The organism is Lacinutrix neustonica (genome assembly GCF_026625145.1).
Taxonomy (GTDB): domain Bacteria; phylum Bacteroidota; class Bacteroidia; order Flavobacteriales; family Flavobacteriaceae; genus Lacinutrix; species Lacinutrix neustonica.
In genome coordinates, this window is record NZ_CP113088.1 from 462,247 (window position 1) to 488,902 (window position 26,656).

A 26,656-nucleotide genomic window follows, 5' to 3' on the forward strand; every position below is an offset into this window, starting at 1 on the left:
CTCATTTAGTATAAATTTATTTACTCGAACATAGGGAAACAAAAAAGGGAAATTCAATTTGAATTTCCCTTTTTTTATATTACTAGAAAGCGAATTATGCCTTACGCTTCGCCTTTTTTTCTTCTCTCATTTCTTTAAGACGCTCAATTAAACTCCCGCCAATCCAGTAAGGAATAACAAACGTTAATAAAAATATCATTAACCAAAAACCTATGGTTAAGATGGTTAAGAATGCTAAAAAGCCTAAATATTGGTCAAATTCGAACATAATTGTTAGTGTCTTGTTTTAAATCTTGGACAAAGATAAGTTAAACTGTTTTTTTATACAATATAAAGTTTAGAATTATTAACAGAGTTCTTAATATAAGACTCCTGCTTCTTTTAAAAACCGCCAAGTAGAAAAATACGTAAGTTTAATATGTATAAAAATCGTGCTCCATTAATACTTCTTTTTTGTATTCCTTTCTTTATGTTCTGTCAAAAAATAGATCCTTTGGCGTCTTACAGAGATTTCGGTACTACTGAATATTTCAGGTTCAATTATGACAATGACTATTTTGCTGCTACTGATGAAAATTACACGCAAGGCTATGCTTTTGAATGGGTATCATCTCGTTTTAAAAACAACCCAATCCATGCGCTCTTTTTTAAATTCGATGCTGCCAATCGTAAAGAAAAGTATGGTTTAGCTTTGGAGCATATTGGGTTTACCCCCAATGATTATGTGAGTACCAATATTCAACTTGGAGACCGCCCCTTTGCCGCTGCTATTTATTTAAAATCGTTTTATATAACTACCAATACCACTACCAAAATAAGGTTGTCTTCTTCTTTTAATGTTGGCCTTATAGGTCCTGGTGCGTTTGGTGAAGAGATGCAAGTGGCTATTCATGAGGCTACTGGTAATAAAATTCCAAGAGGTTGGAAACATCAAATAAAAAATGACGTCATTTTAAATTATGAGATAGGCATTGAAAAACAAGTGTTTGAATATCAGGGACTGTTTTCCCTTCAAGCGCAGGGTTGTTTAAAACTTGGGTCTCTTTTTACTAATGCTTCTATTGGTACTTCAACGCAAATAGGAATTGTTAATTCGGTATATCAACCTACAAAACCAAATAAAGCTTTTCGATTGTATTTTTATTCAGAGGTAAAAGGCATTTACGTGGGATATGATGCTTCATTACAGGGGGGCTTTTTAATAAGAGTAGTCCTTACACGATTGCCCATAAAGATCTCAGACGTTTTACTGGCCAGTTGAATTATGGTATCGTATTAAAAACAAAAACCATGTATTTTGAATATACCGTAACTTTGATCACTAGAGAAATCAACACCGTAAGCGCTGCTAAATGGGGAGGAATAAAAGTTGGATTTACTTTATAGTTTGAAGTAAAAAACATTTCTGAATTTTGTAAATTTGTGTTCTAAACAACTAAATCACATGGAATACAGAGTAGAAAAAGACACAATGGGAGAAGTTCAAGTCCCTTCAAATAAGCTATGGGGCGCACAAACGGAGCGTTCAAGAAACAACTTTAAAATTGGGGCACCTGCGTCTATGCCACTAGAGGTCGTATATGGCTTTGCCTATCTCAAAAAAGCAGCGGCTTATACCAATTGTGAATTAGGTGTTTTAGCCGAAGAAAAGCGTGATTTAATTGCTCAAGTATGTGATGAGATTCTAGAAGGCAAGCACGACGATCAATTTCCATTGGTTATCCGGCAAACGGGTTCTCGGAACACAATCCAACATGAATGTGAATGAAGTAATAGCAAATCGCGCCCATCAAATTGCGGGAAAAGTGGTTGGTGAAGGGGAGAAAACGATTCAACCTAATGACGATGTTAATAAATCGCAATCCTCAAACGACACCTTTCCAACGGGTATGCACATTGCTGCATATCATAAAATAGCAGACCATACCATTCCAAATATCATAAAACTACGCAATACCTTACATGATAAAGCTGTGGCCTTTAAGGATGTTGTTAAAATTGGTAGAACACATTTAATGGATGCCACACCATTAACCTTAGGTCAGGAATTTTCAGGCTATGTTTCACAATTGGATCACGGTTTAAAAGCGTTACAAAACACCTTGCCGCATTTAGCAGAGCTTGCTTTAGGCGGAACCGCTGTTGGTACTGGATTAAATACTCCGTAAGGCTATGACGAATTGGTTGCGAAATACATCGCGAAGTTTACCAACTTGCCATTCATCACCGCAGAAAATAAATTTGAAGCTTTAGCAGCTCACGATGCCATAGTAGAATCTCATGGTGCATTAAAACAATTAGCCGTTTCACTAAACAAAATAGCGAATGATATTAGAATGATGGCCTCCGGACCGCGCTCCGGAATTGGTGAAATTATTATTCCAGCGAATGAACCAGGAAGTTCCATTATGCCAGGAAAAGTAAATCCTACACAATGTGAAGCCTTAACCATGGTATGCGCACAAGTTATGGGCAACGATGTGGCGATCACTATTGGGGGTACACAAGGCCACTATGAGCTCAATGTATTTAAACCCATGATGGCTAGTAACATTTTACAGTCTGCTCAATTATTAGGGGACGCTTGTGCTAGTTTTGAAGAACATTGTGCTTCGGTATTGAACCAAATTACGATGTTATTAAAGAATTACTAAACAACTCGTTGATGCTTGTTACGGCTCTAAATACTAAAATTGGTTATTATAAAGCGGCCGAAATAGCAAATACAGCACATAAAAATGGAACGACTTTAAAAACCGAAGCTATTAATTTAGGCTATGTTACCGCTGAAGATTATGATGCATGGGTAAGACCGAGAAAACATGGTGGGTGGCTTGAAATAAGCCATCAATAAATGAAGTTAAAAGCCCAATAAACAAATGGTTTATTGGGCTTTCCTTGTTTAGTTAGTTATTATCTTGGGAAAATATTATACTACAAGTTTATAACATATTATGCCCATTCCACTTAACATGAGTTAAGGAATGGTATTTTGTATTAATTGAGTTTGGCTCTAATACGACTTAATTGTACCGGTGTGATCCCTATACTTGCAGCAATTTGATATTGCGGTATGAGGTTGTCAAGATTATTTATACGTTTACGTAAATCTAAATAGCGTTTGGTAGCGTCGGACGAAGAAAACTCTATAAATCGAGCTTCACTTCTAATAATAGTATCTTCTAAAACCTTAGCATACAATCCCATGACATCTAAATGATTATGACATAAGTTAGAGAACGTCGTGAAATCTAATTCAAGAACTTCACTCTCCGTTAAGGCTTCATAAATAATACTGGATGGCTTTTTATTTAATAACGCTTTAATGGAAGCAAAAAACATGTAAGGATTAAACAATCGGGTAGTCACCTCTTTCCCATTTTCTAAAATTAAATAGGCGCGAACCACCCCCTTCAAAATTAAATATATTTTGTTGGGAATTTTACCTTGACTTAAAAGTTTGTCTCCTGGCTCCAGTTTCCTATACTCTGCGGCTTCATACAATGTATTAAAAATAGATTCGGGAGCGTGTTGAAAGAATTAACATAATTAAAGCTTTCTTTAAAATATGGTTTCATAAGATGCGTTAAGGAAATATAAACCCTTTTTGTATTTAGATTCAACATTTTGCACACGGAAAGTAGTTAATTATTGTTAGCCGAAAATAATATTTCGTTATAGAGGGTAGATTCAACGGTATAAAACAAAATAAAAAAAAGATTCAATTTTTACATTTTATCCTATATTTGAAGCATGAGAGACAAAATAAATGACCCTAAATACAATATAATACTCATCTTTATATTTGAAATTATAGGAAGCACTATTGCCTTTACTGCAGATTACTCCGGAGCGGGAATGGCTGCAATAATTATTAAATGGATACCCGCCATAATAGGACTTCTCACTATTATCATTTATTTCGTTTCCTCACTTTTTATAAGAACTAAAAATTGGATTATTACTTTGATTGGTATCATTTTAATAGTGACGGTGTCGTTGCATATTAATTTTACAGATTTCACTTAATTTATACAAAACTAGTACTCTAGAATCTAACACTACAGAAACTGTTTCACTCCTTGAATTAACGCTATGTTTAGCTGTTGTTTCATATTTAGTTGCTAACTTTATACCTTAAACGATACTTATTAATTCCAGCTATGTCTATTCTAATAAAGAACATTAAAGAGTTACTTCAAATACGCGACAACACCATTTTAAAAGTTGTAGGCCAGGATATGAAAATACTTCCCTCTCTAAAAAATGCTTACCTTCTTATTGAAGATGATACTATTGTTGACTACGGAAAAATGGAAGACTGCCATAACATCAAGGCTTCAAAAACCATTGATGCTACAGGTAAAATAGTGCTTCCAACCTGGTGCGACTCACATACTCACATTGTATATGCTGGTAATAGAGAACAGGAATTTGTAGATAGAATTAACGGATTATCCTATGAAGAAATAGCAAATCGTGGGGGCGGCATTTTAAATAGTGCCGAAGTACTTCAAAACACTTCTGAAGAAGCGCTGTACCAACAGTCCATAAAGCGCATTGAGCAAGTCATGCAGATGGGTACTGGAGCTCTTGAGATTAAATCGGGCTATGGCTTGTCTACAGAAGCAGAGCTCAAAATGCTTCGGATAATTAAAAGAATCAAACAAAATTTTCCACTAAAAATAAAAGCCACATTTTTAGGTGCACATGCCCTACCAAAGGCATATAAAAACAACAAACGAGGGTATTTAGATTTAATAATCCACGAGATGCTTCCACAAATAGCAAAAGAAAACCTAGCAGATTATGTGGATGTGTTTTGTGAAAAAGGGTATTTTTCTTTAGACGATACTGCAAAAATATTAGAAGCTTCAAAAGCGTTTCATTTACGTGCAAAAATACATGTAAATCAATTTAATGCCTTTGGAGGTATCGCTTTAGCTGTAAAACACAATGCTTTAAGCGTCGATCATTTAGAAGAGTTGCACCAAGAGGATATTGATGCGCTTAAAGGGAGTAATACCATGCCCGTAGCATTGCCGTCCTGTTCCTATTTTTTAAGCATTCCCTATACACCAGGACGTAGAATTATAGATGCCGGTTTACCATTAGCCTTAGCCAGCGACTATAATCCAGGTTCCACACCTTCCGGAAATATGAATTTTGTAGTAAGTACCGCCTGTATTAAAATGAAACTCACTCCTGAAGAAGCCATTAATGCCGCCACTATAAATGGCGCTTATGCCATGGGCATTAGTAATTTATATGGAAGTATTACCAAGGGAAAAAAAGCAAATATTATAATCACAAAGAAAGTGCCTAGTTATAATTTTTTGCCATATGCTTTTGGAGAAAACCACATCGACCAAGTCATTATCAATGGGCAATGCCTTTGATTTTAAAATGGTAAGCCTTTACTATTCTATTAAGGCGTCAACCCGAAATACAGACTTTTTTTAATACGCTATATACTTATCTTGAGGACTCTTTAAATGTGATTGGCATATTTTTGAGGCTTCCCAATATTAAACTCATAAAAAAAACCTGAAGGGATGCCTTCAGGTTTTTTAATATATTTTTAAATGAACTCAATTATCTCATTTCAAAGATTGAACTTGAAACGATTTCTTTTCCATTGAAAACATTTACTTTATAGTTCCCTTTTTCAAAATCTTCACTAGCTCTAGAAATGTACTCACAAATAGGTAAACTTTCATTTTCATAATTGAATTTACTAATCACACTATAATTAAGTGTTTCTTCACCAAAAGCTATTTGTTCGTTGGCACCTAGAATATTGTTTTTAGGATCAATGACCTGAACATATAATTCTTTATCTCCAGCTTGAACTAACTTATTTTTAGCCACTGTAAAACAAATTTTAATTTTGTCACTACGGCTCGCGCGCTCAGTAGGAATTTGTTTTCCGTAACTACGCTCGATAACCCCAGTTACTTTTAGGGTATTCGTGTTTAAGGCCGAAGCGCTTTCAACAACATCGGCTAAAGTTGTGTTTTGAACTAATAAAGAATCTGTAAACATCTTGCGTTCGTCTAGCTGTATTTTAGTACTATCTAGACTCGTCGCTAATAGTTGATTTTCAACTTTCAATTTATCATTTTGAGCTAGAACGGTTGTCATTTCCTTTTGTAGCGCTAAGTATTTTTTCTTATAGCTCCATAGACTTTTTAAATTGGTATCCGACACTTTTAATGAATCTATTAAACCATCAATACGTTGCTTCGCTTCAATTAAATTTTGATTAGCTACAGTATTCTCACTCAATGCTACATCATATTGCGCTTGCATTGCTGTTAATTCGTCTAAGACTTTCGTTTTTTCTTCAACTAATATTTTTTCGTTTTCCTTTTTTTCAGTGTATAAAGAAGATGAGAAGACAACCACTCCTATAAAGAGGGCTATAGCGATTCCTAAAGCGACTTTTAATCCTGTATTTGCTGCATTGTTTGCCATAATTTTTGTTGTTTTTTAAGTAAAATTTAAGTTTAAGGGTTAAGTTTTAAAGCTGAAATTTAAGTTTTTCTTTCTTAAATTTAATGCTTGTTAGTTCTTTTTTTAAATGTAAATTTATTTTTTTTATATAAACAATTATAATTGTGATGGATACACTTTTGTTAATGACAAAATCTAAAATTGAAAATTTAATTTCTAAGCGTCCTTTAGAATCTAAATTTGGTGAACACGTAAAAGTGTTGTCTACAAACACAAACATATACGAGGACTTAAAACTTTTAGACGTCCAGTATGTCTTATTAGGATTACCGGAAGACATTGGAGTTCTTGCAAATCACGGTAAAACTGGCGCCTACAATGCCTGGGACGCTACTATTAAAGTTTTGTTAAATACCCAAAACAATACGTTTAACGACGCCAATAAAGTACTCATACTTGGTTGTTTAGATTTTACTAGTGAGTTGCAAAAGTTATCCAAATGGCAAGAAGGTACTGAAAAACACATTGCTAAAGCTAGGAAGCTCGTGGTCGAAATTGATAAAATAGTATGTGATGCTGTTTATACTATTGTAAAAGCTGGAAAAATCCCCATGCTTATAGGTGGCGGCCATAATAATGCCTACGGCAATATAAAAGGGACGTCTCTCGCACTTAATCACAAAATAAATGCGATCAACTTTGATGCCCATTCAGATTTTAGAGCATTGGAAGGGAGACATAGTGGCAATGGTTTTAGTTACGCTTTTGCCGAAGGATTCTTGAATAATTATTTTGTGTTTGGACTGCATGAAAATTACACCTCTGAGGGTCTTTTAGAGACATTCAAGGAGAATAAAAAATTACAATACACGACTTTTGAAGCCATTGAAATTAGAAAAGAACTAAGTTTTAAAGCCGAAATGAAACGCGCTAAGAAGCATATTGATAAAGTTGAGTTTGGATTAGAAATTGATTGTGATGCGATAGAAAACATCCCAAGCAGTGCGCAAACACCCAGTGGATTCTCTACCAGTAGAGCGCGGCAGTTTGTCAATTATTTTGGAAAGCAAAAGCAGGTTGCTTATTTACATATTTGCGAAGCAGCACCCAATACAGAGCAAAACCATCAAGTAGGAAAATTAATTACCTATCTTATAACCGACTTTATTAGAGCCAATAACTATGACTAATAGGATAAAAATAGAACAGTTAAGATTATATATTAACGGACTTATCTTATTGTATTTTTGTATGCTTATTGGTGTTTACTATTTTAAGGTCGAAGTCCAAATAATTAGAATTCTTGGAGAATTATTAACCATTCCTGCATTGTTAGGATTAATAGGTATTCCCATTTGGGCATTAATTGATAACTTGCGTGGTAAAAATAAAAATGCGTCTATTTATGTTATGACACTTTTAATAACTTTATCAATATTTACGGTATTGTTTGTCGCAAATTCATACTTGAAATAATATGGAAATAGTTTCATTTAAAACCAAATATTCAAAAGCGTTTTACCAATTAAATAGAGAATGGCTTGAAACTTTTTTTTACGTTGAACCTTTTGATGAAGAGGTATTATCCAACCCCGAAACCTATATTATAAACAAAGGGGGGCACATCTTTTTTGCATTACTAGATAATAATATTGTGGGTACTGTTGCATTAATGCCATTACCAAAACAAAAGGCGTTCGAGCTAACCAAAATGACGGTCTCACCCGAATATCGTGGTCATAAAATTGGACAAAAGCTCATGCAACATTGCATTGATTTTGCGAGGACGGAAAACTTCAACAGACTACTACTCTATTCGAACACGCGTCTTGAAAATGCGATTTATATTTATAGAAAATATGGGTTTATTGACATTCCCGTTGAAGCAAATTGCCCTTACAAACGTTGTAATATAAAAATGGAATATCCCCTATAAAAAGCACTAAATCTAAGTGAACGTTCGCTGAATTTTATGATTCGCAAGAACGAGTATGCACTGAAAATAGTATCTTTGTAATCATGGAAGAAGAATACATCAAACTTATTTTTGGCTTAAAACTAAAACAGATACGGACTGAGAAAAATTTATCTTTATTTGGTTTGTCTAAACTTAGTGGTTTGTCTAAGTCCTATTTAAACGAAATAGAAAAAGGGAAAAAATATCCCAAACCGAGATAAAATCGCGCTACTAGCTGAAAAATTAGATATTCCATACGATCATTTTGTGTCGTTAAAACTGGACAAAAACCTTGCTCCAATTGGAGACATATTACAATCAAAAATTTTAAAAGAGATTCCGTTAGAGGTTTTTGGTATTCAAGAAAGCACGCTTATTGATATCGTTGCTAATGCACCAGCTAAAGTCAATGCTTTTATAAGTACTATTATAGAAATTGCACAGCATTACAGTTTTAGCAAAGAAAACTTTTACTTGGCCTCTGTACGTTCCTTTCAACAAGCCAACAACAATTATTTTGATGAATTGGAACAGAGTGTCCTATCGTTCGCTAAAGCCTATCAAATTGATTTGAGCCAAAACCTTCCATCTTCAGAATTAGAGGAAATTTTAATTGAAGAATATGGTTATACTATAAATAATAAAGATTTAGAAAAACATAAAGAATTAGATACCTTACGTTCTATTTTTATTCCAAAAACGAAAACACTGCTCTTAGCAAATCATATCGATGATGCGCAACGTAGCTTTATATACGCTAAAGAAATCGCCTATAATTATCTTAAATACGAAGCCCGTTTATACACGTTCTCTTGGATTAAATTTGAAAATTTTGATCAAGTTTTGAATAATTTTTATGCGTCCTATTTTGCGGGTGCATTATTGCTACCACGTACTATATTGAGTAAAAAACTAAAAAAACTCTTTAAGAAAAAAACGTTTGATAAGGAGACTTTTGTTTCTATTGCCGAATCCTTTAACGCGTCTCCGAATCCTTTTACCAACGGCTAACCAATATTTTACCTAAGGATTTTAATCTCCAAAATTTATTCTTTTTGAGGTTTGTTCATAAAAAAGATGACAAAAAATTCTTTCTTAACAAAGAGCTCCATTTAACGCATCAACATTCGCCTCATGCTAACGAAACTGATGAACATTATTGTAGGCGATGGATTTCGCTAAAAGTATTACAAGACATTGTGAAAACGAATGAAGATCATGTATTTGACATGCAAATTTCTCATTATCCAGATAGCAAACATTCCTATTTGATTTTTTCTTCTGCCACAAGAGATCCCTTTAAAACCAATCAGTACAGAAGCGTTAGTGTTGGCTTATTAATAAATCAACAATTAAAACGTAAAATTGCTTTTTGGGATGATCCAACAATACCACGTTTTAATGTTGGTGTGACTTGTGAACGTTGCGCAATAAGCGATTGTAAAGAGCGCATCGTACCTCCAATTATTTTGCAAAAAGAACAAAAGAACCTACAAATTGAACATGTTGTTAATGACTTGTTTACGCAATTTAGCTAAGGTGATTAACAATGTTTTTATGCTTTAAACTTGGGTTCTTCCAAATTGAAAAAGCAAAAATATTTAAAGTCGAACACACGTATTCTTGTGGCTTACAAGCCTTTCAAAGAATCAATTTTTCGCTGTAATCTCGAAATTTCCTCCTCTTCTCTTTTTTTATTTATAGAATCTATTTTGCGTTGTAAATCATCTATCGCTTTACTATTGTTAGTGATTTTGGCTCTAAATTTAGTAGTATCCACTGCAATCACATTTGCCGTAGAATCTGTCATCGTTTCAATGGGCTTAATTTCATCGATGTAATAATCATTAATACGTTCCCCTTCGCTGGAACGCCAAGCTTCATTTAATTGATCATATAATTCCTTATCCCAACTGCTAGGATGTTTTACATCTATCCAAACCACATCCCGGTATTCGCTATCAATTAATGCTAAATCTGGCGTCGCTGCTCCATCAAAATTATCTGAGCCCTCTTTAACGGCTGCAATGGTTCCCAAGAAAAAGAGTCTTTTACGTCCCGCTATATTTTTTATATAAGGTCTAAACTCTACCGGTTTATTCACACTCCAATCAAACTCTTTACGAGATTCTATTACTTTTAAAGGCATGGCAGAAACACCCGCATAACCTTGTTTTTTTGCGGCATGATCATAATAAAACAGCTTGTCTGAGCCATCGGCAGGGACAAAAACACTATAGGTCAAACTAGAGCGTTCATCGCCTATGGGTTCCAAACCAAACCAATGATACAAGCCGCTATACGCTGGAACTTGGGTATCTTCAAAATTAAAATCGGTGACAAAGGGTTGTTGATTTTGATCGTCTGCCAAATCCGGAATTTTAACAGCCGTTTTCATATTCCATGGTAAGGGATCACTAAATCCTCCTAAAAATTTTAAGGATTCCCCTTGTAAACGCGACACTTTTTCTGCTAAGATATTTTGTCGTGTTAAAAATGGATAATTCTTTAATTCCTCCGGAGCTATAAACGTTCCTTTTCCAATGGTTACCCGTTCAAGATAATCCTTAAAATAGTGCACTCCATTCTCAATAATCATCACGCCTCCAAAAGAAGGGTATGGAAAAAAGAAGCCTTTCCATTTAATCAAGCTCACCACTTCCACCCATTGTCCCGTATCATTTTTCATATAAAAGGTGTCGCTAGGCTCATAGTTTAATAGCATCCAAGGATTAAAGCGCTGTACGACCGCATTATAAGTGTTTCTACTAAACTTTAAAGATTCTCCAATAGAAAAAGTGACTGGAATTCTGTTTTCATTCGAAAAACGCGGAAACGGCGTCGTACTCGATACAGAAAACACTTCTTCTGTATTATCTCGCATCCCCTGCCAATAATACTTCTTGGTAGGTTGAATCGCCATCGTCCATTTATTTTCATTATCTACACGTACCAAATGTGGCAAGGACACATCTTTTGTTTCACCTACACTTTCGTTAGCCATAGAATGAATATTCTTTAAGGGCTGGATTCGTTCATTTTGAGTTAGCGGCAGTTCATCTATTTCTACCCTATTTAAATCATTAAATACATTGTAGGTTTTCATATAATCGTAGAGCTCCATTTTCCAGCCAACAAAGTAAAAAGCAGCAAAAAACACCCCCAAAATCGCCAAAATAAAAACGCGTTTGCCAGTGGAAGCTTGACTTCTAAATTTCCATAATCCAAAGAATAGGACAATAGCACTAAGTAAAATCACGAAAATAAATTTACGCACAAATAACAATGCCGGTTGATAATCGTCTCTTAAAAAGAAAAGTAAAGCGATAACAATTATAGATAAAATGACAACATTTCGCTTTTGTTTCCTGCCTTTATTCCAATAGTTTTTAATCATATTTTATGGTTTTGTCCTTCTGCGCTTCGATGCAGCATCTATTTAGGTTTATGGTTTATGGATTCTGCATCACGTGCGGAATGATAAGTAATTACATATATCCTTTATCTTTTAAACGCTCTCGAGCACTTTTCTTATTTGGGTTAGGTTCTTTTTCAATTTCACCTTTAGCCGCATCTACCACCCTAGCGTCTTCGGTTTCTAAATTTTTAATGAAGTCTTTACCCTTTTCAACAGTATCACTTACAGCATCTGCCAAAGACGCTCCTTGCTCATCTAAGACTTCTGAAGATTTAAAAACCAAATGGGCGAAATACGTTCCTACCAATGTCCCAAAAATACTAGAAGCAAACAAGGAAATGGTCGCGAGGTCGATAGGTATAATAAAGCGCGCAACGACAATAGCTATTAAAAATAAAGCGGCGATATACACCAAGCGCATTAAAAAGGATTGCCTATAGACAAAGCCTTTTTTACTTTCGGGTTTCATTTGTAGCGCTTTAGAATAAAAGAGTGTATTAAAGAATCTATAAATCTTATTGCTTTTCGATTCTCTCCAATACATCAGCATTCCGAAAAGGATTGAGGCAATAAATAGTATTATTTCTAGTGACATCATGGTTTTATATCGTTTGAAGCACGAAGTAAGACGTTTGAAGTTCCTTACTCAAGCTGGTTATTTTTGTTATAGGCACTAAATTAGAAACTTGAAGTTCCCTACTCGTATTTAATAAATTTATTCTTTAATTTTATTTCTAGAGGCTATCATAATATTCATCGAACAAAATGTCTTAGATAAGCTATTCATATTCTCACCCAAATTCATTCCTTTTTGCCAAATGATTAAATCTTCACATTTAAACTTCATCCATTTTATAAATTCCATTATCCATTTAACAAAACGTCAAACTCCTAACCTATTAGTATCTCTTTTTCAAATATTGTTACGAATTTCCTGAATTACCCATTCTTTTAATGAATCATCCCAGGTGTCATACATTTTATAAAACTGTTCTTTATCGTACCAGTATAAAAATAAAACATCTTTAGAACATACATTTACTAAAAGTTTCCAAATAAGGTCAATATGTTTTGAGGATAAAGAAGAATGGGGTTGATGTAGGGCATCATAAACCTTGGCATCTACGATATCAGCAATTTTATATTGATTGCTTACTTCTATTTTTTCCAAATAGCGCTCTACACTCATGACCCGCTTTCTAGAATTTATATCCATTTTGTTTAAATAACTCTTAAACAACACCTTATCATTTAATATTGTTTTAATGGGGTGTTGGGTTTCTTTTAAAGTTGAGGCAAATTCAAATTTCTTAATGCGTTCATAGCGTTCCGTTTTGACTACGGCTTCTAAATCGCATTCAATTATAATATGATCTCGAAGTTTTTCCATCAATTCGGGTTGAGAAATATGATAAATTAAGACCTCATGAGTGGTGTCTTTAATAGCCTCTTTATACCATTTTAGATCTTCGAAAACGACGATTTCTGAAATAAAATCACGCAATACATAAACACCTCCAAAAGCCTTAGTATAAAATGAATAGCTACTGTACTGCAATTCTTGTAACTCCAAATCCCGTCCTCTTAAATCACCATAGGTTTTGGCAGATTCTAATAATTTTTGATGTAGCGTTTCGTCTATAAAATTATGCCCTCGTTTAAATGTTTCTATTAATGATAATTGCTGTTTTTGAACCAGATCGAGATGATCTATCAAATGAAAACGAATGGTCACTTTATCATATTTCAGTACGTCTAAGGGTTCATAAAACGCATCTATGTTCTGATCAAAATCTATACAAATGGCACTATCCCGAGTAATATCATTAATTTTATGTTGGTGCGTTCTAAAGACCTGCAGCATCATGTCTCGGTCGAAGGAGTGAAACGGTACGTAAAGGGGTAGTCCTTTTTGTAAGGGTGAAATTAATATGCCATGCGTGTTTGCTTCCCCGTTATTTAAATAGTGTACATTATTTTTTTCCTCTGCAATTTACGGGCTCCACCCTATACCATCAATCGAGAAGTTTGTTAAAGTTGTTGCTGTAAATCCAAGTTTAATCAAGCCTTTATTATAACGCTCCACGAGTTTTCCACTTACTGGAATGAGTTCGCTCCTGTACAAATTAGCTTGTTGTAGTTTTTGCATGTTATTCTGTTCTTTCTACGATATATAAGTTAAATTCATTGGCCCTTTTAATTCTTAAAAATATTATTTATCTGTGCATATTGCAAAAGGCAAACTGTTTTAAGATCCTTTATTTCTCCGCGCTTCATGAGTTCTATAGCTTCCTTAAAGGGCATCTCGAGAACTTCAATATCTTCTGTTTCATTTTTAGCACCACCCCCCTTGTTAACTCTCATATCACTAGAATATTCGGCTATAAAGTAGTGTAGTATTTCTGTTAGAGTCCCTGGAGAAGAATAGGCTTCCAACACTTTTTTCACATGGTTTATGCGATATCCCGTTTCTTCTTCTGTTTCTTTTTTTATACAGTCTTCAGGGTTGTCATCATCCAACAAACCTGCACAAGCCTCAATAAGTAAACCTTCTGAGTTCCCGTTCATATACGTTGGAATTCTTAACTGCCGTGTTAATACCACCGTTTGTTTCTCTTTGTTATACAAAAGTATCACCGCACCATTCCCGCGATCATAGCATTCTCGAATTTGAGTGACCCATTCACCATTATTTAATTGATAATCGAAGGTTAATTTATTTAACGTATACCGATGGTGTGATAATAGCTCCTTTTTTAAATTTTTAATTCTAGTATTACTCATGATTAAACGTTTCTCTAGCTTTCAAATCAATATTCATTTGAGTTACTCTCGGCATCCACCTGACGTTTAAAATCGGTATCGGCAATGGTTGCCACGTTATCTAAGTAACGCACGACCTCTTGTCTTCTAATTTCAGAAAAATCTAAACCTTTCATGTTTTGCTTCATTAATTCTTGGAGCATATTAAACTTGGTTTCATAATTTTGTTTAAAATATATCTCAGGGTTATCAAACCAATCTTGTTCTAAATCAAAATCGGTTAAACGTAATGAAATGGCCGATTGAATATTACGGACATCCCTTGATGAGAAGAATGGGAAAATCTTTTGAATCTCTAAATATAAATTGCCATAAAACTCATGTTCGTTGACATTATAATGTTGTTCTGCTTTATCATAAGCTTCTAAAACTACGGCTTCTGAAGGTTTTTCAACACTATTTAAAATGTCTCCCATAGTCTTTGCTAACCCTTGATCTTTTAAAAACTCGTAATCACTAGAACGGGCCATATTCACAAAATCTGGTATGGTCTTATCTAATTTACGCCACCATAAATGATCTTGATCTAAAAAATCATGAGTGGTTCTCGCGCCATCAATTTTAAAACGCCCTTGCACACGAGAGATGACAGCCTTATCTAACATTTCCGGTAAATTAGTAAATAAACCAATAGAACTGTTCCCATAATTTACAGCGTATGCCCCTTCTGTATACCTTAGGAACACCCCGATCACTTCTTTTACCCCCGCAGAAACACCTTGAGCGGTTCTTTCCTGCAAATTATTCTCGGCATCATCAATGGGAGCAAAAATTAATTTCGTTGGATCTTGCATGGGTTTCATCCACTCTACCATTTTCTCGGCAGACCCTCCTTGAAACGTACTAATTAAAGTGTCTCGGCATGGGGTGAAATAAAAATGGAATATCTAAATGATCGCAATGTTCTTTTAACCGGGTGGCGATGGCTGCTATGAGCATACTTTTACCAGTTCCTGGAATACCGTACCCCATAAAGACAGGCATAAAACCTCCCAATTCTTGAAACGGATTTTTCTTCGCCTCGAAATCATAGCTCAACATGCGCTCGGTTAGTCGGCGGGCGAAATGTTTGGCATCTCTATTCCCCACAATTTGTTCAAACTGAACTTTATTAAATTCAATACTCTTAGCAGTACCCGCAAATACATTATCCCAACCGGAAATAGAGAATTCAGAATTTTCTAGCTTATAGGTTCTATCTACAATCGTTTCAGTATATTCTAAGCTGCTTTTACGAAGTTGAATTTCGTCGATTAACGCTTCAAAATAAACCACTGAAAAATCGATAACATCTTTATCACTTTTAATGAGGTCTCGGATGCCCTAAATATTTGTCAAAATAAAACAGCGCACAGGCGACACCTTTTAGTGGTGACATAAAAGATACTTCGGGCAAACCTGCAAACTTTTGTTTCATCACGGTTAAGTCGTCTGAAGCATGAGGTTTTAAACGGTATAAAATGTTATAGGCTGTTGCAAATAACATAAATGCAGTTGCTGTATGCATTTTACTTTCATACTCTCGTTTTCCGTTAGAATCTAAAGCCGATTTACGCTCATTTAAACTCGATAGTCCTGAAGCGTCGTAGTAGCTGTCTTTTACCCATATACCCAAAGCTAAACCTTCTTGTATGGCGAAAAGTGTTTGATTTAAATAGACAGGAATCGCAATAGAATCTGGTAACAATCGTTTTTTTAATGCCAATACCGTTTTAGAAACCGAAGTGATTTCTGATGCGCTACTCCCATTATTCGCTCGTGATAAATACAGCAAAATGGATTCATCTTTTGCGTTCTTATCTTTATTTTTAGCCCGTGCACCTTGCTCCCATTGAATGCTTTTTAAATATCCGCTAGCCTCATCGCGAAGCAAATCGAGTTCATTTTGTTTTATTGGGAATGTTGAATTGTGTTCCATGTTTTTTTAAATTACTTAAATTTAATTATACCTGCTTCTTCAGAAACATCAAACAATTCTTTAATTAATTCTATAGGTATTTCTATTTTATACTCAGCAAATAAGGCATTTCTAATGTCTAATAAAGAATTAATACCATTTGCATAGCTTAATATAATATCTTCAAATTCGTAAATACGCAGTTCTCCTACTTCTCTATCTCTTAGAATACTAAGTATTTTATTTATTCCTTTATTAACATTTGTATACCTCTCATTTGTTTCAGTAGTATAACCCGTATAAAATGAATTCAACTGCTTTGTTTTATCCTTATATGGAATTCTTTTCTGTGATTTTTTTTCTATGTCAGACAACTGATATGTTTTAAAACTTTTGTTTTTTGAATTTTGTATGGCTAATATTTTAAGTTCTTCAATAACTTGTTTTTCATTTTCTATAAACTGATTCTTTTTTTCTGTAATTATCTTTTCTGTATTCTCAACTTTAGATAATGATAGAATAGATTGTAATGCTTTTATTTCTCTTTTATAGCCATAGCTTACTATTTGTGAGGAGAAATATAAATTATGCGCTTTTGTATTATTATTACTTAATAGAAATTTTCTTGCTTCAAGTTCATTATCTTTCATTCTATTTTTACCATACATTTCTACAAGGTTTACAATATTTATAATATTATCATCCTCTGCATAAGCATTCATAATAATTGTAGACAAACTTGTAAATATCACACGATGTAATTGCGTTGGGTCAACCTTATCTGGTGTATCTTGACTAGAATGATAAAAGTTATCCGGCCAAGTACTGTATGCAATACCTGGTATACCAAAATCATTAAATATTTGATGATCCGAACCTCTTGTATATGGTTCAGCCTTTGCATTTACATAATTACGTGATCCATTTACAGAAATTATATTATAATCTTTCCGTTTAGGATATTTTGTATTGTTATATGTATTTAAAAAATCTATAATCGAATTAGAAAAAGCATTTAAATATGAAGCATTCCAATCCGGAGTATAACTAATAGAAAAAAATGAATTCGATTTACTTAAATTAGCACCTAACATATCTAGATTTAAATTCACCAATCTTTTTTTATTGTCTTTCAAATGTCTAGAAAACCATGCTTTAGTTCCAGTAAATTCAGGTAGCCATAAAAAACGAATAGTTCTTAAAGGGCGAGGTATTATTTTTTCTTCAATAAGAGTGTTTAATGTTCTTGCTACCTCAAGAGACACAGCACTACCCGAGGCATTATCATTAGCTCCTGGTTTATAATGGTCTATGTGTGAAGTTATAATAATTTCTTCGTCAGGAAATTCTGAACCTGTTATAACTCCTGATACTATACCAAAATCACCTTTTGCGAAACTCGTTTCAATATCTACATGAAGCTTTACTTCTTCCTTTTTTAAAAGCTCTTTTAATTCTTTTGCCTTTCTATTAGAAATCATAAATGCAAAAGATTTCTTCTTATCATCATCGACTTTTGGCATTCCGGACCAGCCAACTTGGTCTACAAAATCTCCTTCTAATCTATTTGTTTTATCCCAATAAGGAATTGTATAATAAGAGACAATTCCTATTGCTCCTTTTTCCCAAACTGCTTTTCTTATTACTGAGTATGGCGATTTACTTGTTAGTACTATTTTTCCTTTTAAATCTTTATCTATATAATCGTTTTTCGTTCCTTCGCCTATATCTATTAATGTTGCTGTAGATTTTGTAGAATAGCTATTTGTTGCCAAAGACATAGGCAAATCGTCGTAAGATGTTATTTTATAATAATAGGGTGTTTTTGCTACTAGCTCTCCTTTTTTTACAGACCATATTTCCTGAGGAGTATCTCCAAAATAACTAGTTTCCCCGTCTGATTTATAGGACTCAACATTCACATTCTCTAATCCAAACTCTATTGCTTTTTTCTCTATTAAACTTACTGCTTTATTATAACCATCGGTATCTTGGCGTCTATCCAACAATGCTATTTCATTTACCAAATGAAAAGCATTATCACCGAACTTTTATTGATTAAATACTTAGTTATAGAATCATTTATAATAAGCCCAGTCTCACTACTTAATCCATTTAATATTTTTATTTTTTCTTGTGCTACACCGTTAAAAGAGTATAATAAAACGAGTATGACAATTGTTAATTTCGGTTTTAAGTGTTTTTTTTTAAAAGTAAAAATATCCAGCTGTTTATCTTTTATAAAAGTTGAGTTATAGAACATTTGTATTTATTTTTTATTAATTTTAAGATCAGCTAACTCAAAAGGCAGTTTAGATAGTCCATTCATTATTTCAGAATTCTTATTGTATAATAATTGGATGATACGGTGTGGCGCAAAGACATAATTATTATAGATCACTTCGCTCCATTTTTGCAGCGTTTGCTTAGTAAAGTACCCCCCTTCTTTAAATTCACTACCGGAATAAACTTCATCGACTTTTAGGGATAAGGCGTAAGATTCCAGTGGCACTTCTTTTTTAGCAATACTTTCTAAAATGGAATGCGTCACAACATTTTCATCCTTTGCGAATACATTATGGAACGGCCCTAAATCGATCCTTTTAATATGTTTTGGTTTCAAATGTTTTAAACGTCTGTCAATTCCGTACGCCATGGTATCTAAATGCATCTCTCGATCTGCTGCTGTTTTTAATACCTTGTATATCTCTGCTTTGTCTTCTATAACACTACCATCATAATCGAAGTACATAAAACAAACAAAGGGTCTGTTATGCGAGACATCATAAAAACTCCAACTCACCATATAATTTGCTTGACTTCCTACTGGTGCGTCTATAATTTTTCCTTGCACAAAGCGGTTAAATATAAATTGTTGTTCTACCGATGTATAATAGACGATAGATGCGGCTTGAAATAATTTATCTTTTTTTATGGGTTGTTTTTTACGCAGTAACTCATCTAAAAACGCGTCTTGTAATTCACTAACGTCTTTTAATTTATTTAAATAATTATCACGTAATGACAAATCATTAAATAAATAGCGAAACTCTAAGTAATTTGGGAAACCCGAATGGGTTAAATCGACTTTCAGGTTATCCTCATCGTCATACATGTATTTTATACGCATGGCTTCGATAGAATACAACAAGAGATCACAGTATTGTTTGAAAAACGTCATTTCCTGAGAGGTACATAAATTATGTTGTTGTACACTAACAATGAGTTCTTTCAAGGCAAAATCAACCATTTTGTGATAAAAAACATATTGTTCTTTGGAGTCCAGTATCGCTGAATCTAAAGGTGTTACTATGTGGTTTATAGACATTTTATATTTAGTCGATTGTTATTAATAAATATTCAATAAATAGTTAGCTTTTTTCTTCAGTGAAAATAAGATATAATAGGCCTGTTAATGTAAAAGTTACGAACACTATAATTCGAATTATTTGAGGTTTATTACCCCCAATATAATCCCACATCGCGTACATAGCCATGATACCAAATAAAACAGTAAAAAATCTAACTATTAATCTAAAATACATCTATTACTGTAAATGGTCTATTCACTTTGCGTTAGGGATTGAGGCTTTGTTGGAGCTCCTCGCAGAGAGCGACTGCCGAAAGCCTGACCTACTTTTGCCATAAAAAGCAAAAGTAGGTAACGCCCGCATTATGTTAAGAAAGCAAATCGTCGTCGCTAGTTTCCGGTTTTGATACTGGAGCTGCAGCGCCACCTGAAGGTGCATTAGCATCTGCCTTGTAATAATCTTCAAAGATTTCTTTCATATCGATGCCATAACGCTCTGCAAAATTCTTTTGAATATCTACATCTTTAGCACGAATTTCTTGTAAAGCTTCTGCATAACTGCTATAAACCCCTTGCATCACTTTTTCGTGAACTGGAATATTATCCATCATTTCCTGACGGGCTTTAGCACTTGCTGTATGCATTGAGGCTAAAGTTTCACCAATGTGCTCATCTGTTTTCACACCTAAGTGCTCTAAAATAGCCGCAAATTCTTGATCTGTTCTTGCTTTTAAGGCTACGACATATCCATCGTAATATTTTAAACGTTCGTCTGTATCACTCTTTAATTTTGCGCGATGTGTTTGTAAATTAGAACGTAAAGAAGTTAATACTTTAATCGTTAAATTATGTTTATGAACAAAGCTATCCTTTGAAGCTGCTAGGGTTGTGTAAGCATTTTTTAGACCTTCTAGTTCTTCTACTTTTTGCTCAACCGTTGTAACTTGTGATAAAGCATCGGAGTAAGCTGTAGATTGCTTATCTGCTACTTCCTCTAAAGCTTGACGGGCTTGCTTGAGTAAAGCATATTGTTCATCCAGTTTGGCCTCTGTCTCTTTTTTCTTTTCTAAGGCTTTGGTATGATTTTTTGACGCTTCAACAATGGCCTCCTTTAATTTTTCTTCCACTTCTTTAATCTCAACTTCGCGGTTTTTTAAGCGTGTGACCGCTGCTTGAGATTTATAAGACAATTCACTTAAAAGTGTTTGAATATCGGCGCTTTCTATGCGTTCCTGAAACATCGCTTTCGCTTTATTGTCTGCTCCAGCTCGCACTTTTTTGGCGTCCTTTAGTCCTTGCTCTGCTTTAGCTATTTTACTTTTACGTCCCCAAAGGTTATTCCACCAGGTATCTGGTTTGTTTTGAGCATCTTCTAATTCCACTTTTGCACGTTCCAATGCTTTTTGAGCGTCGTCAATGACTTTTTGTTCTCCAGCATTAAGTGATGAGAATCTTTCAAATAAAATACCAACTTCATCTTGATAATCGGTTAAGTCTTTAATGGCATCCAACAAGGTCGATCGGTCTTTTTCGGCCATGTGCACCACATCATCTAAGGTGGCATTTAATATTTTCTCGGCGACTTTCCGGATCGTCCTCTTGAGCAAGCTTAGACTTCATAGTATCTATCGCCTTACCCCAATTAACATCAACTTTTTCGGCTTTCTCACTTGAGCTGGTTTCTAATAAATCAAAATCATCAGACATAGTATATTTGGTATTTTAAGGTTGTACGTTTTTAAGAAGCAATTTCGGCAAAATTTATTAGTTCTCGAAATAATTTCCTGCTCTTATAAGTATGACATGTTATAAAAATGTTACAAATTATTTTTTTTAATCAAAGAGAGGTATCTTTATTAAAACTTTTAATTATGAAAACCATTGCATATCTGGTAGTAGGCCTCGGGTTGATTGCATTTAGTTGCAAAGACGAAAAAAAAACAGATCCTGTAACCCTTGAAACACCAAAGGAAATGAATTTAAAAGCGGCATTAGAGATCCATCCCATTTCGCATGCGACATTAGTTTTAGAGTATGGTGATCTTGTATTGTATATAGACCCAACAGGTGGTGCAGCGGCATTTGAAGCTTATAAGAAACCTGATTATGTTTTTATAACTGATATTCATGGCGATCACATGAATATTGAAACTTTGGACGCCTTAAACTTGAAGGAGTCCATTATTATAGCGCCTCAAGCCGTCTTTGATAAATTACCGGAAACATTACAATCTAATGCTTTGGTTATGAATAACGGGGACATAAAAGATTTTGAAGCCTTCAAGGTGGAAGCCATCCCGATGTATAATTTAAGACAGGAGGCCTTAAAATTTCATGAAAAAGGACGCGGTAATGGTTATGTTTTAACGCTTGAGGAGGAACGTATTTATATTTACTGGAGATACAGAAGACATACCGAGAAATGCGCAGCTTGAGTGCTATTGATAAGGCATTTGTCTGCATGAATTTACCTTATACGATGCCAGTAGAGCGCGCTGCAAGTGCGGTTTTAGATTTTAAGCCTAAGCAAGTATACCCGTATCATTATAGAGGCACTGAAGGTTTAAGTGATGTTGATAAGTTTAAGACTTTGGTTAATAAAGGCAATCCCGACATTGACGTTGTGCAATTAAACTGGTATCCGAGATAATTAAAAAATAAATAGCGATCAAAAAATAGATTTAACCTTTAAAATCTAGTAATATTATTTAAATTTTTTGTGTTATATTAGAGGTGCTATACGCGTTTAAATCCTAACATTATACGCGTTTTTAATCAAAAAATAACAATATTACGCTATTCCAATGAAAACGCTCATTGTACTACATCCCGCTTCTGTTATTATTATTTCTACAGTGTTACTTTTTTTATGTATTAGTGTTATTTTATATATAAAACAATATAAAATTCAAGCAGAAAGCAAGCGCTTAATAGAGGAAAGTGAAAGACTGTCAAAACTAGCTTCAAAAGAAGCAGAAGAAAAAGAGAAAGAAAAACCCTATGAAGACTTTACCTCAGGTCACATCTATTAGAATTTGGACATAAACAAAAGAGTCAGCTTATACGCTGACTCTTTTGTTTTAATAATATCCTATTTATTCTTATCGAATTAATTTTTTATACTTAATACGTTTTGGCATTAAATCCCCGCCCAATCGTTGCTTTTTATTTTCTTCATATTCACTAAACCCGCCTTCAAAGAAATAGACTTGACTATCACCTTCAAAAGCTAATATATGCGTACAAATTCTATCTAAAAACCAACGGTCGTGACTAATCACTACAGCACAACCTGCAAAGTTTTCTAAACCTTCTTCTAGCGCACGTAATGTGTTAACATCTAAATCATTGGTTGGCTCATCTAAAAGCAATACATTGCCTTCTTCTTTAAGTGTCATGGCTAAATGTAAGCGGTTACGCTCACCTCGAGAAAGCATTTTGACTTTCTTATTTTGCTCACTTCCACTAAAATTAAATCGGCTTAGATAAGCACGAGAATTCACTTGTTTTCCTCCCATCATGACTAACTCCTGTTCATCACTAAAGTTTTGCCATATGGATTTTTCTAAATCTATATTTGAATGTGCTTGATCCACATAGGCTATTTTCGCCGTTTCACCTACTTTGAATTCTCCCTTATCAGGTGTTTCTTCTCCCATAATCATCCTGAAAATAGTCGTTTTACCTGCACCATTAGGACCAATCACACCAACGATGCCCGCTTGAGGCAAGTTGAAATTAAGATCTTCATACAATAATTTATCATCATAGGCTTTGCTTACACCTTTAGCCTCTATAACGTTGGTACCCAAACGTGGTCCATTGGGAATATAAATCTCTAATTTTTCGTCAAGTTGTTTTTGATCTTGACTCATGAGTTTATCGTAATTATTTAAACGTGCTTTTTGTTTGGTTTGGCGTCCTTTAGCACCTTGTCTTACCCACTCTAGCTCGCGTTCTAAGGTTTTCTGTCTTTTAGAAGCCGTCTTACTTTCTTGCGCTAAACGCGTCGATTTTTGGTCTAGCCATGACGAATAATTCCCTTTCCAAGGGATGCCTTCTCCTCTATCTAATTCTAAAATCCAACCTGCAACATTATCTAAAAAGTACCTATCGTGTGTTACCGCAATAACCGTCCCTTTATACTGTGCTAAATGGTGCTCTAACCAATGTACAGACTCAGCATCTAAGTGGTTCGTAGGCTCATCTAGTAAAAGTACGTCGGGTTCTTGTAAGAGTAATCGGCATAATGCCACACGCCTGCGCTCACCACCCGATAACACCGCTATTTTCTTATCGCCATCAGGAGTTCTAAGGGCATCCATAGCAATTTCTAATTTCGTATCTAATTCCCAGGCATTAGAGGCGTCTATTTGATCTTGAAGTTCTGCTTGTCGGTTCATTAGCTTTTCCATTTTATCGGCATCGCTATAGACTTCTTCTAAACCAAACTGGTCATTAATTTTATTATATTCATCAAGTATGGCCACCGTTTCAGCCGCACCTTCACGAACAATCTCCATCACGGTTTTATTCTCATCTAGCTGGGGCTCTTGCTCTAAATAACCCACCGAATAATCCTGGGAAAACACCACATCACCTTGATAGTTTTTGTCAACACCTGCAATTATTTTTAACAATGTAGATTTACGAGAACCGTTAAGTCCTAAAATTCCAATCTTAGCGCCATAAAAGAAACTCAGGTATATGTTCTTTAAAACTGGCGTATTTGCACTTTGGTAAGACTTAGTCACACCAGACATTGAAAATATTATTTTTTTATCATCACTCATAATTATACACGTCCTTTTAATGCATTAAACACCCACGCGATGGCAAAAAAGCCAACACCTACAGCGGCGAAACCCCAACCAGCGACATCATCGTACCTGAATGCTCCTAAACCTATTAAACCTAATCCTACTAATATCATTATGGTGGTCGCCCAAGCAAGCACCGTATTTTTGTTCATTGCCATATTTGTTTTCTTTAAAAAGGGAATTACAAATATCGGTTTTTAAAAAGAAAAAACACACTGTAAAGTGTGCTTTTTCAATGCCTATTTATTAAAAATTACATTGGGACTTCTATTAGTAATAAATCTGAATTTTCATTTGCCTTAATGGAAAACGCATCCGTTTCAGAGACGCCCAGCGCATCCCTAGTCTCAAAACTATGCGTGTTGATTGAAGCACTTCCACTTACATTCATTATATAAACTCCATGATTTTTTGATAGGGTGTTGTATTCTATGGTAATATCTTTATTTAAATCAATCCTTGAAATTTTTGCGTTTTGATGAATTTTCAACCCTGCGTCATCTGTTTTAATTGAAGATACTAAAGTCTGAAACTTATTTTTTCGCGCTTCAGGATTAAAACGTTTTTGATCATACCTAGGCGCCACGTTGTTCGCATTTGGAATAATCCAAATTTGAAACAGGCTAAGATACTTTTCTTGCGAGCCATTGATTTCAGAATGTTGTACTCCAGTCCCTGCAGACATCACTTGCACTTCACCTGGCTTCACCGATAGCCATTCATTAGCCATAGAATCTCTGTGTTTTAACTCACCACTTATAGGAATGGTAATGATTTCCATATTGTCATGAGGATGTGTGCCAAATCCCATCTTTGGCGCTATGATATCGTCATTTAAAACACGTAAAGCCCCAAACTGTAATTTTTCTATATCATAATAATTTGCAAAACTGAATGAATGATTGGCTTGCAACCAACCATGGTTTGCATACCCTCTTGATGCTGCTTTATGTATAATGGTTTTCATCTTATTTTATCTAATAAATTACTCAATTGTTCGGCTTCTTCTTGTGTTATTTGTTCTAATATATCTGAATTAAAGACGACATCTATGTCCTTTAATAGTGCTAATCCTTTTTTAGTGATGTTTATGTGTACCACCCGACGGTCAGTCTTACATGCTTTTCGGGCAATTAACTCTTTAGATATGAGTTTATCCATTAAACGTGTTACGTTAGGCGCGCGTTCTATCATGCGCTCTTTCACTGTTTGTACTTTTAACGGTTCTCCTGCCCCTCTTAGAATTCGTAAAATATTATGCTGCTGCGGAGAAATATCGAAAGGCTTAAAAAAGAGGACCTGTTTGTTAGACAACCAATTTGCAGTATACATAATGTTAACAAATGCTTTGAATCTATTATCTTTAAACTTGCTGTTGGTAACCTTAGAAATATTAGCCATTACAATGCTTTTTTAAAACTTACAATGGCATCGTTGAGTTCCTTTTGCAAATCAGGATCTGTAATGCCTTCCGGTGAAAAGGTGTCATTGAAAGACGGCAAGGAAAAACTGGCAATGATGTTTGCATCGTGTTTTGGAAACCGATCTATCGCTATATTCAAACAGGACTTTGCTCCATTTTGTCCTGGCGATGTCGCTAACAATAACATGGGTTTCTTATTCCGGAACTTCACTTCCTTTCTAGATAACCAATCAAATAAATTTTTAAAGGCCGCTGAATACGCGCCATTATGCTCTGCTAACGATAAAACAATACCGTTCGCTTCTTTAATATATTTTAGAAATTTTTCAACCGGTTCTCGAATGCCTTGTTCTTTCTCTAAATCAATACTATACAAAGGCAGGTTAAAATCATTAAGATCTAAAACTTTCATCTCAATACCGTCAATAGAATTAGCTACGTAGGTTGCTAACTGTTTATTAATGGATGTTTTACTGTTGCTCCCTGCAAAGGCTATAACTTTTTTCATAAATTATATTTAATACAAAGATACAACAAATACTTTCCTAGGAA

At 34.5% G+C, this 26,656-nt stretch carries 24 protein-coding genes and 4 pseudogenes; 11 read left to right on the forward strand and 17 right to left on the reverse strand.

What is annotated here, in order from left to right; all coding sequences use genetic code 11:
- Positions 1-94 precede the first annotated feature (94 nt).
- Positions 95-268, reverse strand: coding sequence for a hypothetical protein (locus N7U66_RS02515; RefSeq protein WP_267677185.1), 174 nt, complete (start codon positions 266-268; stop codon positions 95-97).
- A gap of 201 nt (positions 269-469) precedes the next feature.
- On the opposite strand from N7U66_RS02515, the pseudogene N7U66_RS02520 reads away from it, so the two are divergent.
- A pseudogene (locus N7U66_RS02520) lies at positions 470-1,386 on the forward strand (lipid A deacylase LpxR family protein).
- A gap of 58 nt (positions 1,387-1,444) precedes the next feature.
- Positions 1,445-2,843, forward strand: a pseudogene (fumC, locus tag N7U66_RS02525) (class II fumarate hydratase).
- Positions 2,844-2,997: 154 nt separating this feature from the next.
- On the opposite strand, the gene N7U66_RS02530 reads toward fumC, so the two are convergent.
- Entirely contained in the window at positions 2,998-3,504 is a 507-nt protein-coding gene (locus tag N7U66_RS02530) for a Crp/Fnr family transcriptional regulator (RefSeq protein WP_267677186.1), read from the reverse strand.
- A 249-nt stretch (positions 3,505-3,753) separates the two neighbouring features.
- Between N7U66_RS02530 and N7U66_RS02535 the strand changes: the two genes are divergently transcribed.
- Both N7U66_RS02535 and hutI read left to right on the forward strand, forming a co-directional pair.
- Positions 3,754-4,029, forward strand: coding sequence for a hypothetical protein (locus N7U66_RS02535; protein ID WP_267677187.1), 276 nt, complete (start codon positions 3,754-3,756; stop codon positions 4,027-4,029).
- A 134-nt stretch (positions 4,030-4,163) separates the two neighbouring features.
- Complete coding sequence (hutI, locus tag N7U66_RS02540) at positions 4,164-5,399, forward strand: imidazolonepropionase (protein WP_267677188.1); 1,236 nt, start codon at positions 4,164-4,166, stop codon at positions 5,397-5,399.
- Between the two features lie 196 nt (positions 5,400-5,595).
- Here hutI and N7U66_RS02545 read toward each other — a convergent pair whose 3' ends face one another.
- A complete protein-coding gene (locus tag N7U66_RS02545; RefSeq protein WP_267677189.1) occupies positions 5,596-6,477 on the reverse strand; it encodes a chromosome partitioning protein ParA in 882 nt (293 codons plus the stop codon).
- Between the two features lie 146 nt (positions 6,478-6,623).
- Here N7U66_RS02545 and N7U66_RS02550 point away from each other — a divergent pair, with 146 nt between their 5' ends.
- The 4 genes and pseudogenes from N7U66_RS02550 (at position 6,624) to N7U66_RS02565 (ending at position 9,951) form a co-directional block, all read left to right on the forward strand.
- Positions 6,624-7,646, forward strand: coding sequence for a formimidoylglutamase (locus N7U66_RS02550; RefSeq protein WP_267678595.1), 1,023 nt, complete (start codon positions 6,624-6,626; stop codon positions 7,644-7,646).
- Positions 7,639-7,932 (forward strand): hypothetical protein, encoded by a 294-nt coding sequence (locus tag N7U66_RS02555; protein ID WP_267677190.1) that lies wholly within the window; start codon positions 7,639-7,641, stop codon positions 7,930-7,932. Before N7U66_RS02550 ends, N7U66_RS02555 begins: the two co-directional genes overlap by 8 nt.
- Before the next feature lies 1 nt (position 7,933).
- Positions 7,934-8,392, forward strand: coding sequence for a GNAT family N-acetyltransferase (locus N7U66_RS02560; protein WP_267677191.1), 459 nt, complete (start codon positions 7,934-7,936; stop codon positions 8,390-8,392).
- Between the two features lie 83 nt (positions 8,393-8,475).
- Positions 8,476-9,951 (forward strand): annotated as a pseudogene (locus N7U66_RS02565) (helix-turn-helix domain-containing protein).
- A gap of 92 nt (positions 9,952-10,043) precedes the next feature.
- On the opposite strand, the gene N7U66_RS02570 reads toward N7U66_RS02565, so the two are convergent.
- The 9 genes and pseudogenes from N7U66_RS02570 to N7U66_RS02620 form a co-directional block, all read right to left on the reverse strand.
- A complete protein-coding gene (locus tag N7U66_RS02570) occupies positions 10,044-11,810 on the reverse strand; it encodes a hypothetical protein (RefSeq protein ID WP_267677192.1) in 1,767 nt (588 codons plus the stop codon).
- A 91-nt stretch (positions 11,811-11,901) separates the two neighbouring features.
- Entirely contained in the window at positions 11,902-12,429 is a 528-nt protein-coding gene (locus tag N7U66_RS02575) for a hypothetical protein (protein ID WP_267677193.1), read from the reverse strand.
- Between the two features lie 315 nt (positions 12,430-12,744).
- A complete protein-coding gene (locus tag N7U66_RS02580; protein ID WP_313791550.1) occupies positions 12,745-13,824 on the reverse strand; it encodes a DUF6638 family protein in 1,080 nt (359 codons plus the stop codon).
- The gene (locus N7U66_RS02585; protein ID WP_267677195.1) at positions 13,825-13,980 is read right to left on the reverse strand and encodes a hypothetical protein; all 156 of its coding nucleotides are present in this window, start codon (positions 13,978-13,980) and stop codon (positions 13,825-13,827) included.
- 47 nt (positions 13,981-14,027) lie between these two features.
- Complete coding sequence (nudK, locus tag N7U66_RS02590) at positions 14,028-14,615, reverse strand: GDP-mannose pyrophosphatase NudK (protein WP_267677196.1); 588 nt, start codon at positions 14,613-14,615, stop codon at positions 14,028-14,030.
- Positions 14,608-16,572, reverse strand: a pseudogene (locus N7U66_RS22425) (AAA family ATPase). The gene nudK and the pseudogene N7U66_RS22425 overlap by 8 nt, the downstream one beginning before the upstream one ends.
- An 11-nt stretch (positions 16,573-16,583) precedes the next feature.
- A complete protein-coding gene (locus N7U66_RS02610) occupies positions 16,584-18,578 on the reverse strand; it encodes a DUF4910 domain-containing protein (protein WP_267677200.1) in 1,995 nt (664 codons plus the stop codon).
- A gap of 242 nt (positions 18,579-18,820) precedes the next feature.
- Complete coding sequence (locus tag N7U66_RS02615) at positions 18,821-19,879, reverse strand: hypothetical protein (RefSeq protein ID WP_267677201.1); 1,059 nt, start codon at positions 19,877-19,879, stop codon at positions 18,821-18,823.
- Between the two features lie 350 nt (positions 19,880-20,229).
- Positions 20,230-21,468 (reverse strand): coiled-coil domain-containing protein, encoded by a 1,239-nt coding sequence (locus N7U66_RS02620; RefSeq protein ID WP_267677202.1) that lies wholly within the window; start codon positions 21,466-21,468, stop codon positions 20,230-20,232.
- Positions 21,469-21,732: 264 nt separating this feature from the next.
- On the opposite strand from N7U66_RS02620, the gene N7U66_RS02625 reads away from it, so the two are divergent.
- The 3 genes from N7U66_RS02625 (at position 21,733) to N7U66_RS02630 (ending at position 22,893) form a co-directional block, all read left to right on the forward strand.
- The gene (locus tag N7U66_RS02625) at positions 21,733-22,296 is read left to right on the forward strand and encodes an MBL fold metallo-hydrolase (protein WP_313791383.1); all 564 of its coding nucleotides are present in this window, start codon (positions 21,733-21,735) and stop codon (positions 22,294-22,296) included.
- 26 nt (positions 22,297-22,322) lie between these two features.
- Positions 22,323-22,511, forward strand: coding sequence for an MBL fold metallo-hydrolase (locus tag N7U66_RS21270; protein ID WP_313791384.1), 189 nt, complete (start codon positions 22,323-22,325; stop codon positions 22,509-22,511).
- A 154-nt stretch (positions 22,512-22,665) separates the two neighbouring features.
- Entirely contained in the window at positions 22,666-22,893 is a 228-nt protein-coding gene (locus N7U66_RS02630; protein WP_267677203.1) for a hypothetical protein, read from the forward strand.
- A gap of 69 nt (positions 22,894-22,962) precedes the next feature.
- Here the strand turns inward: N7U66_RS02630 and ettA are convergent, their stop codons facing one another.
- The 5 genes from ettA to N7U66_RS02655 all read right to left on the reverse strand — a co-directional run bounded on the left by ettA (position 22,963) and on the right by N7U66_RS02655 (position 26,612).
- Positions 22,963-24,654, reverse strand: a complete 1,692-nt coding sequence (gene ettA, locus N7U66_RS02635; protein WP_267677204.1) for an energy-dependent translational throttle protein EttA — start codon at positions 24,652-24,654, stop codon at positions 22,963-22,965.
- Positions 24,655-24,656: 2 nt separating this feature from the next.
- Positions 24,657-24,839: a CAL67264 family membrane protein gene (locus N7U66_RS02640; protein WP_267677205.1), complete on the reverse strand. Its 183-nt coding sequence runs from the start codon at positions 24,837-24,839 to the stop codon at positions 24,657-24,659.
- Positions 24,840-24,934: 95 nt separating this feature from the next.
- The gene (locus N7U66_RS02645) at positions 24,935-25,648 is read right to left on the reverse strand and encodes a pirin family protein (protein ID WP_267677206.1); all 714 of its coding nucleotides are present in this window, start codon (positions 25,646-25,648) and stop codon (positions 24,935-24,937) included.
- Positions 25,645-26,082: a MarR family winged helix-turn-helix transcriptional regulator gene (locus tag N7U66_RS02650; RefSeq protein WP_267677207.1), complete on the reverse strand. Its 438-nt coding sequence runs from the start codon at positions 26,080-26,082 to the stop codon at positions 25,645-25,647. Before N7U66_RS02650 ends, N7U66_RS02645 begins: the two co-directional genes overlap by 4 nt.
- The gene (locus N7U66_RS02655; protein WP_267677208.1) at positions 26,082-26,612 is read right to left on the reverse strand and encodes an NADPH-dependent FMN reductase; all 531 of its coding nucleotides are present in this window, start codon (positions 26,610-26,612) and stop codon (positions 26,082-26,084) included. Before N7U66_RS02655 ends, N7U66_RS02650 begins: the two co-directional genes overlap by 1 nt.
- Between the last annotated feature and the right edge of the window lie 44 nt (positions 26,613-26,656).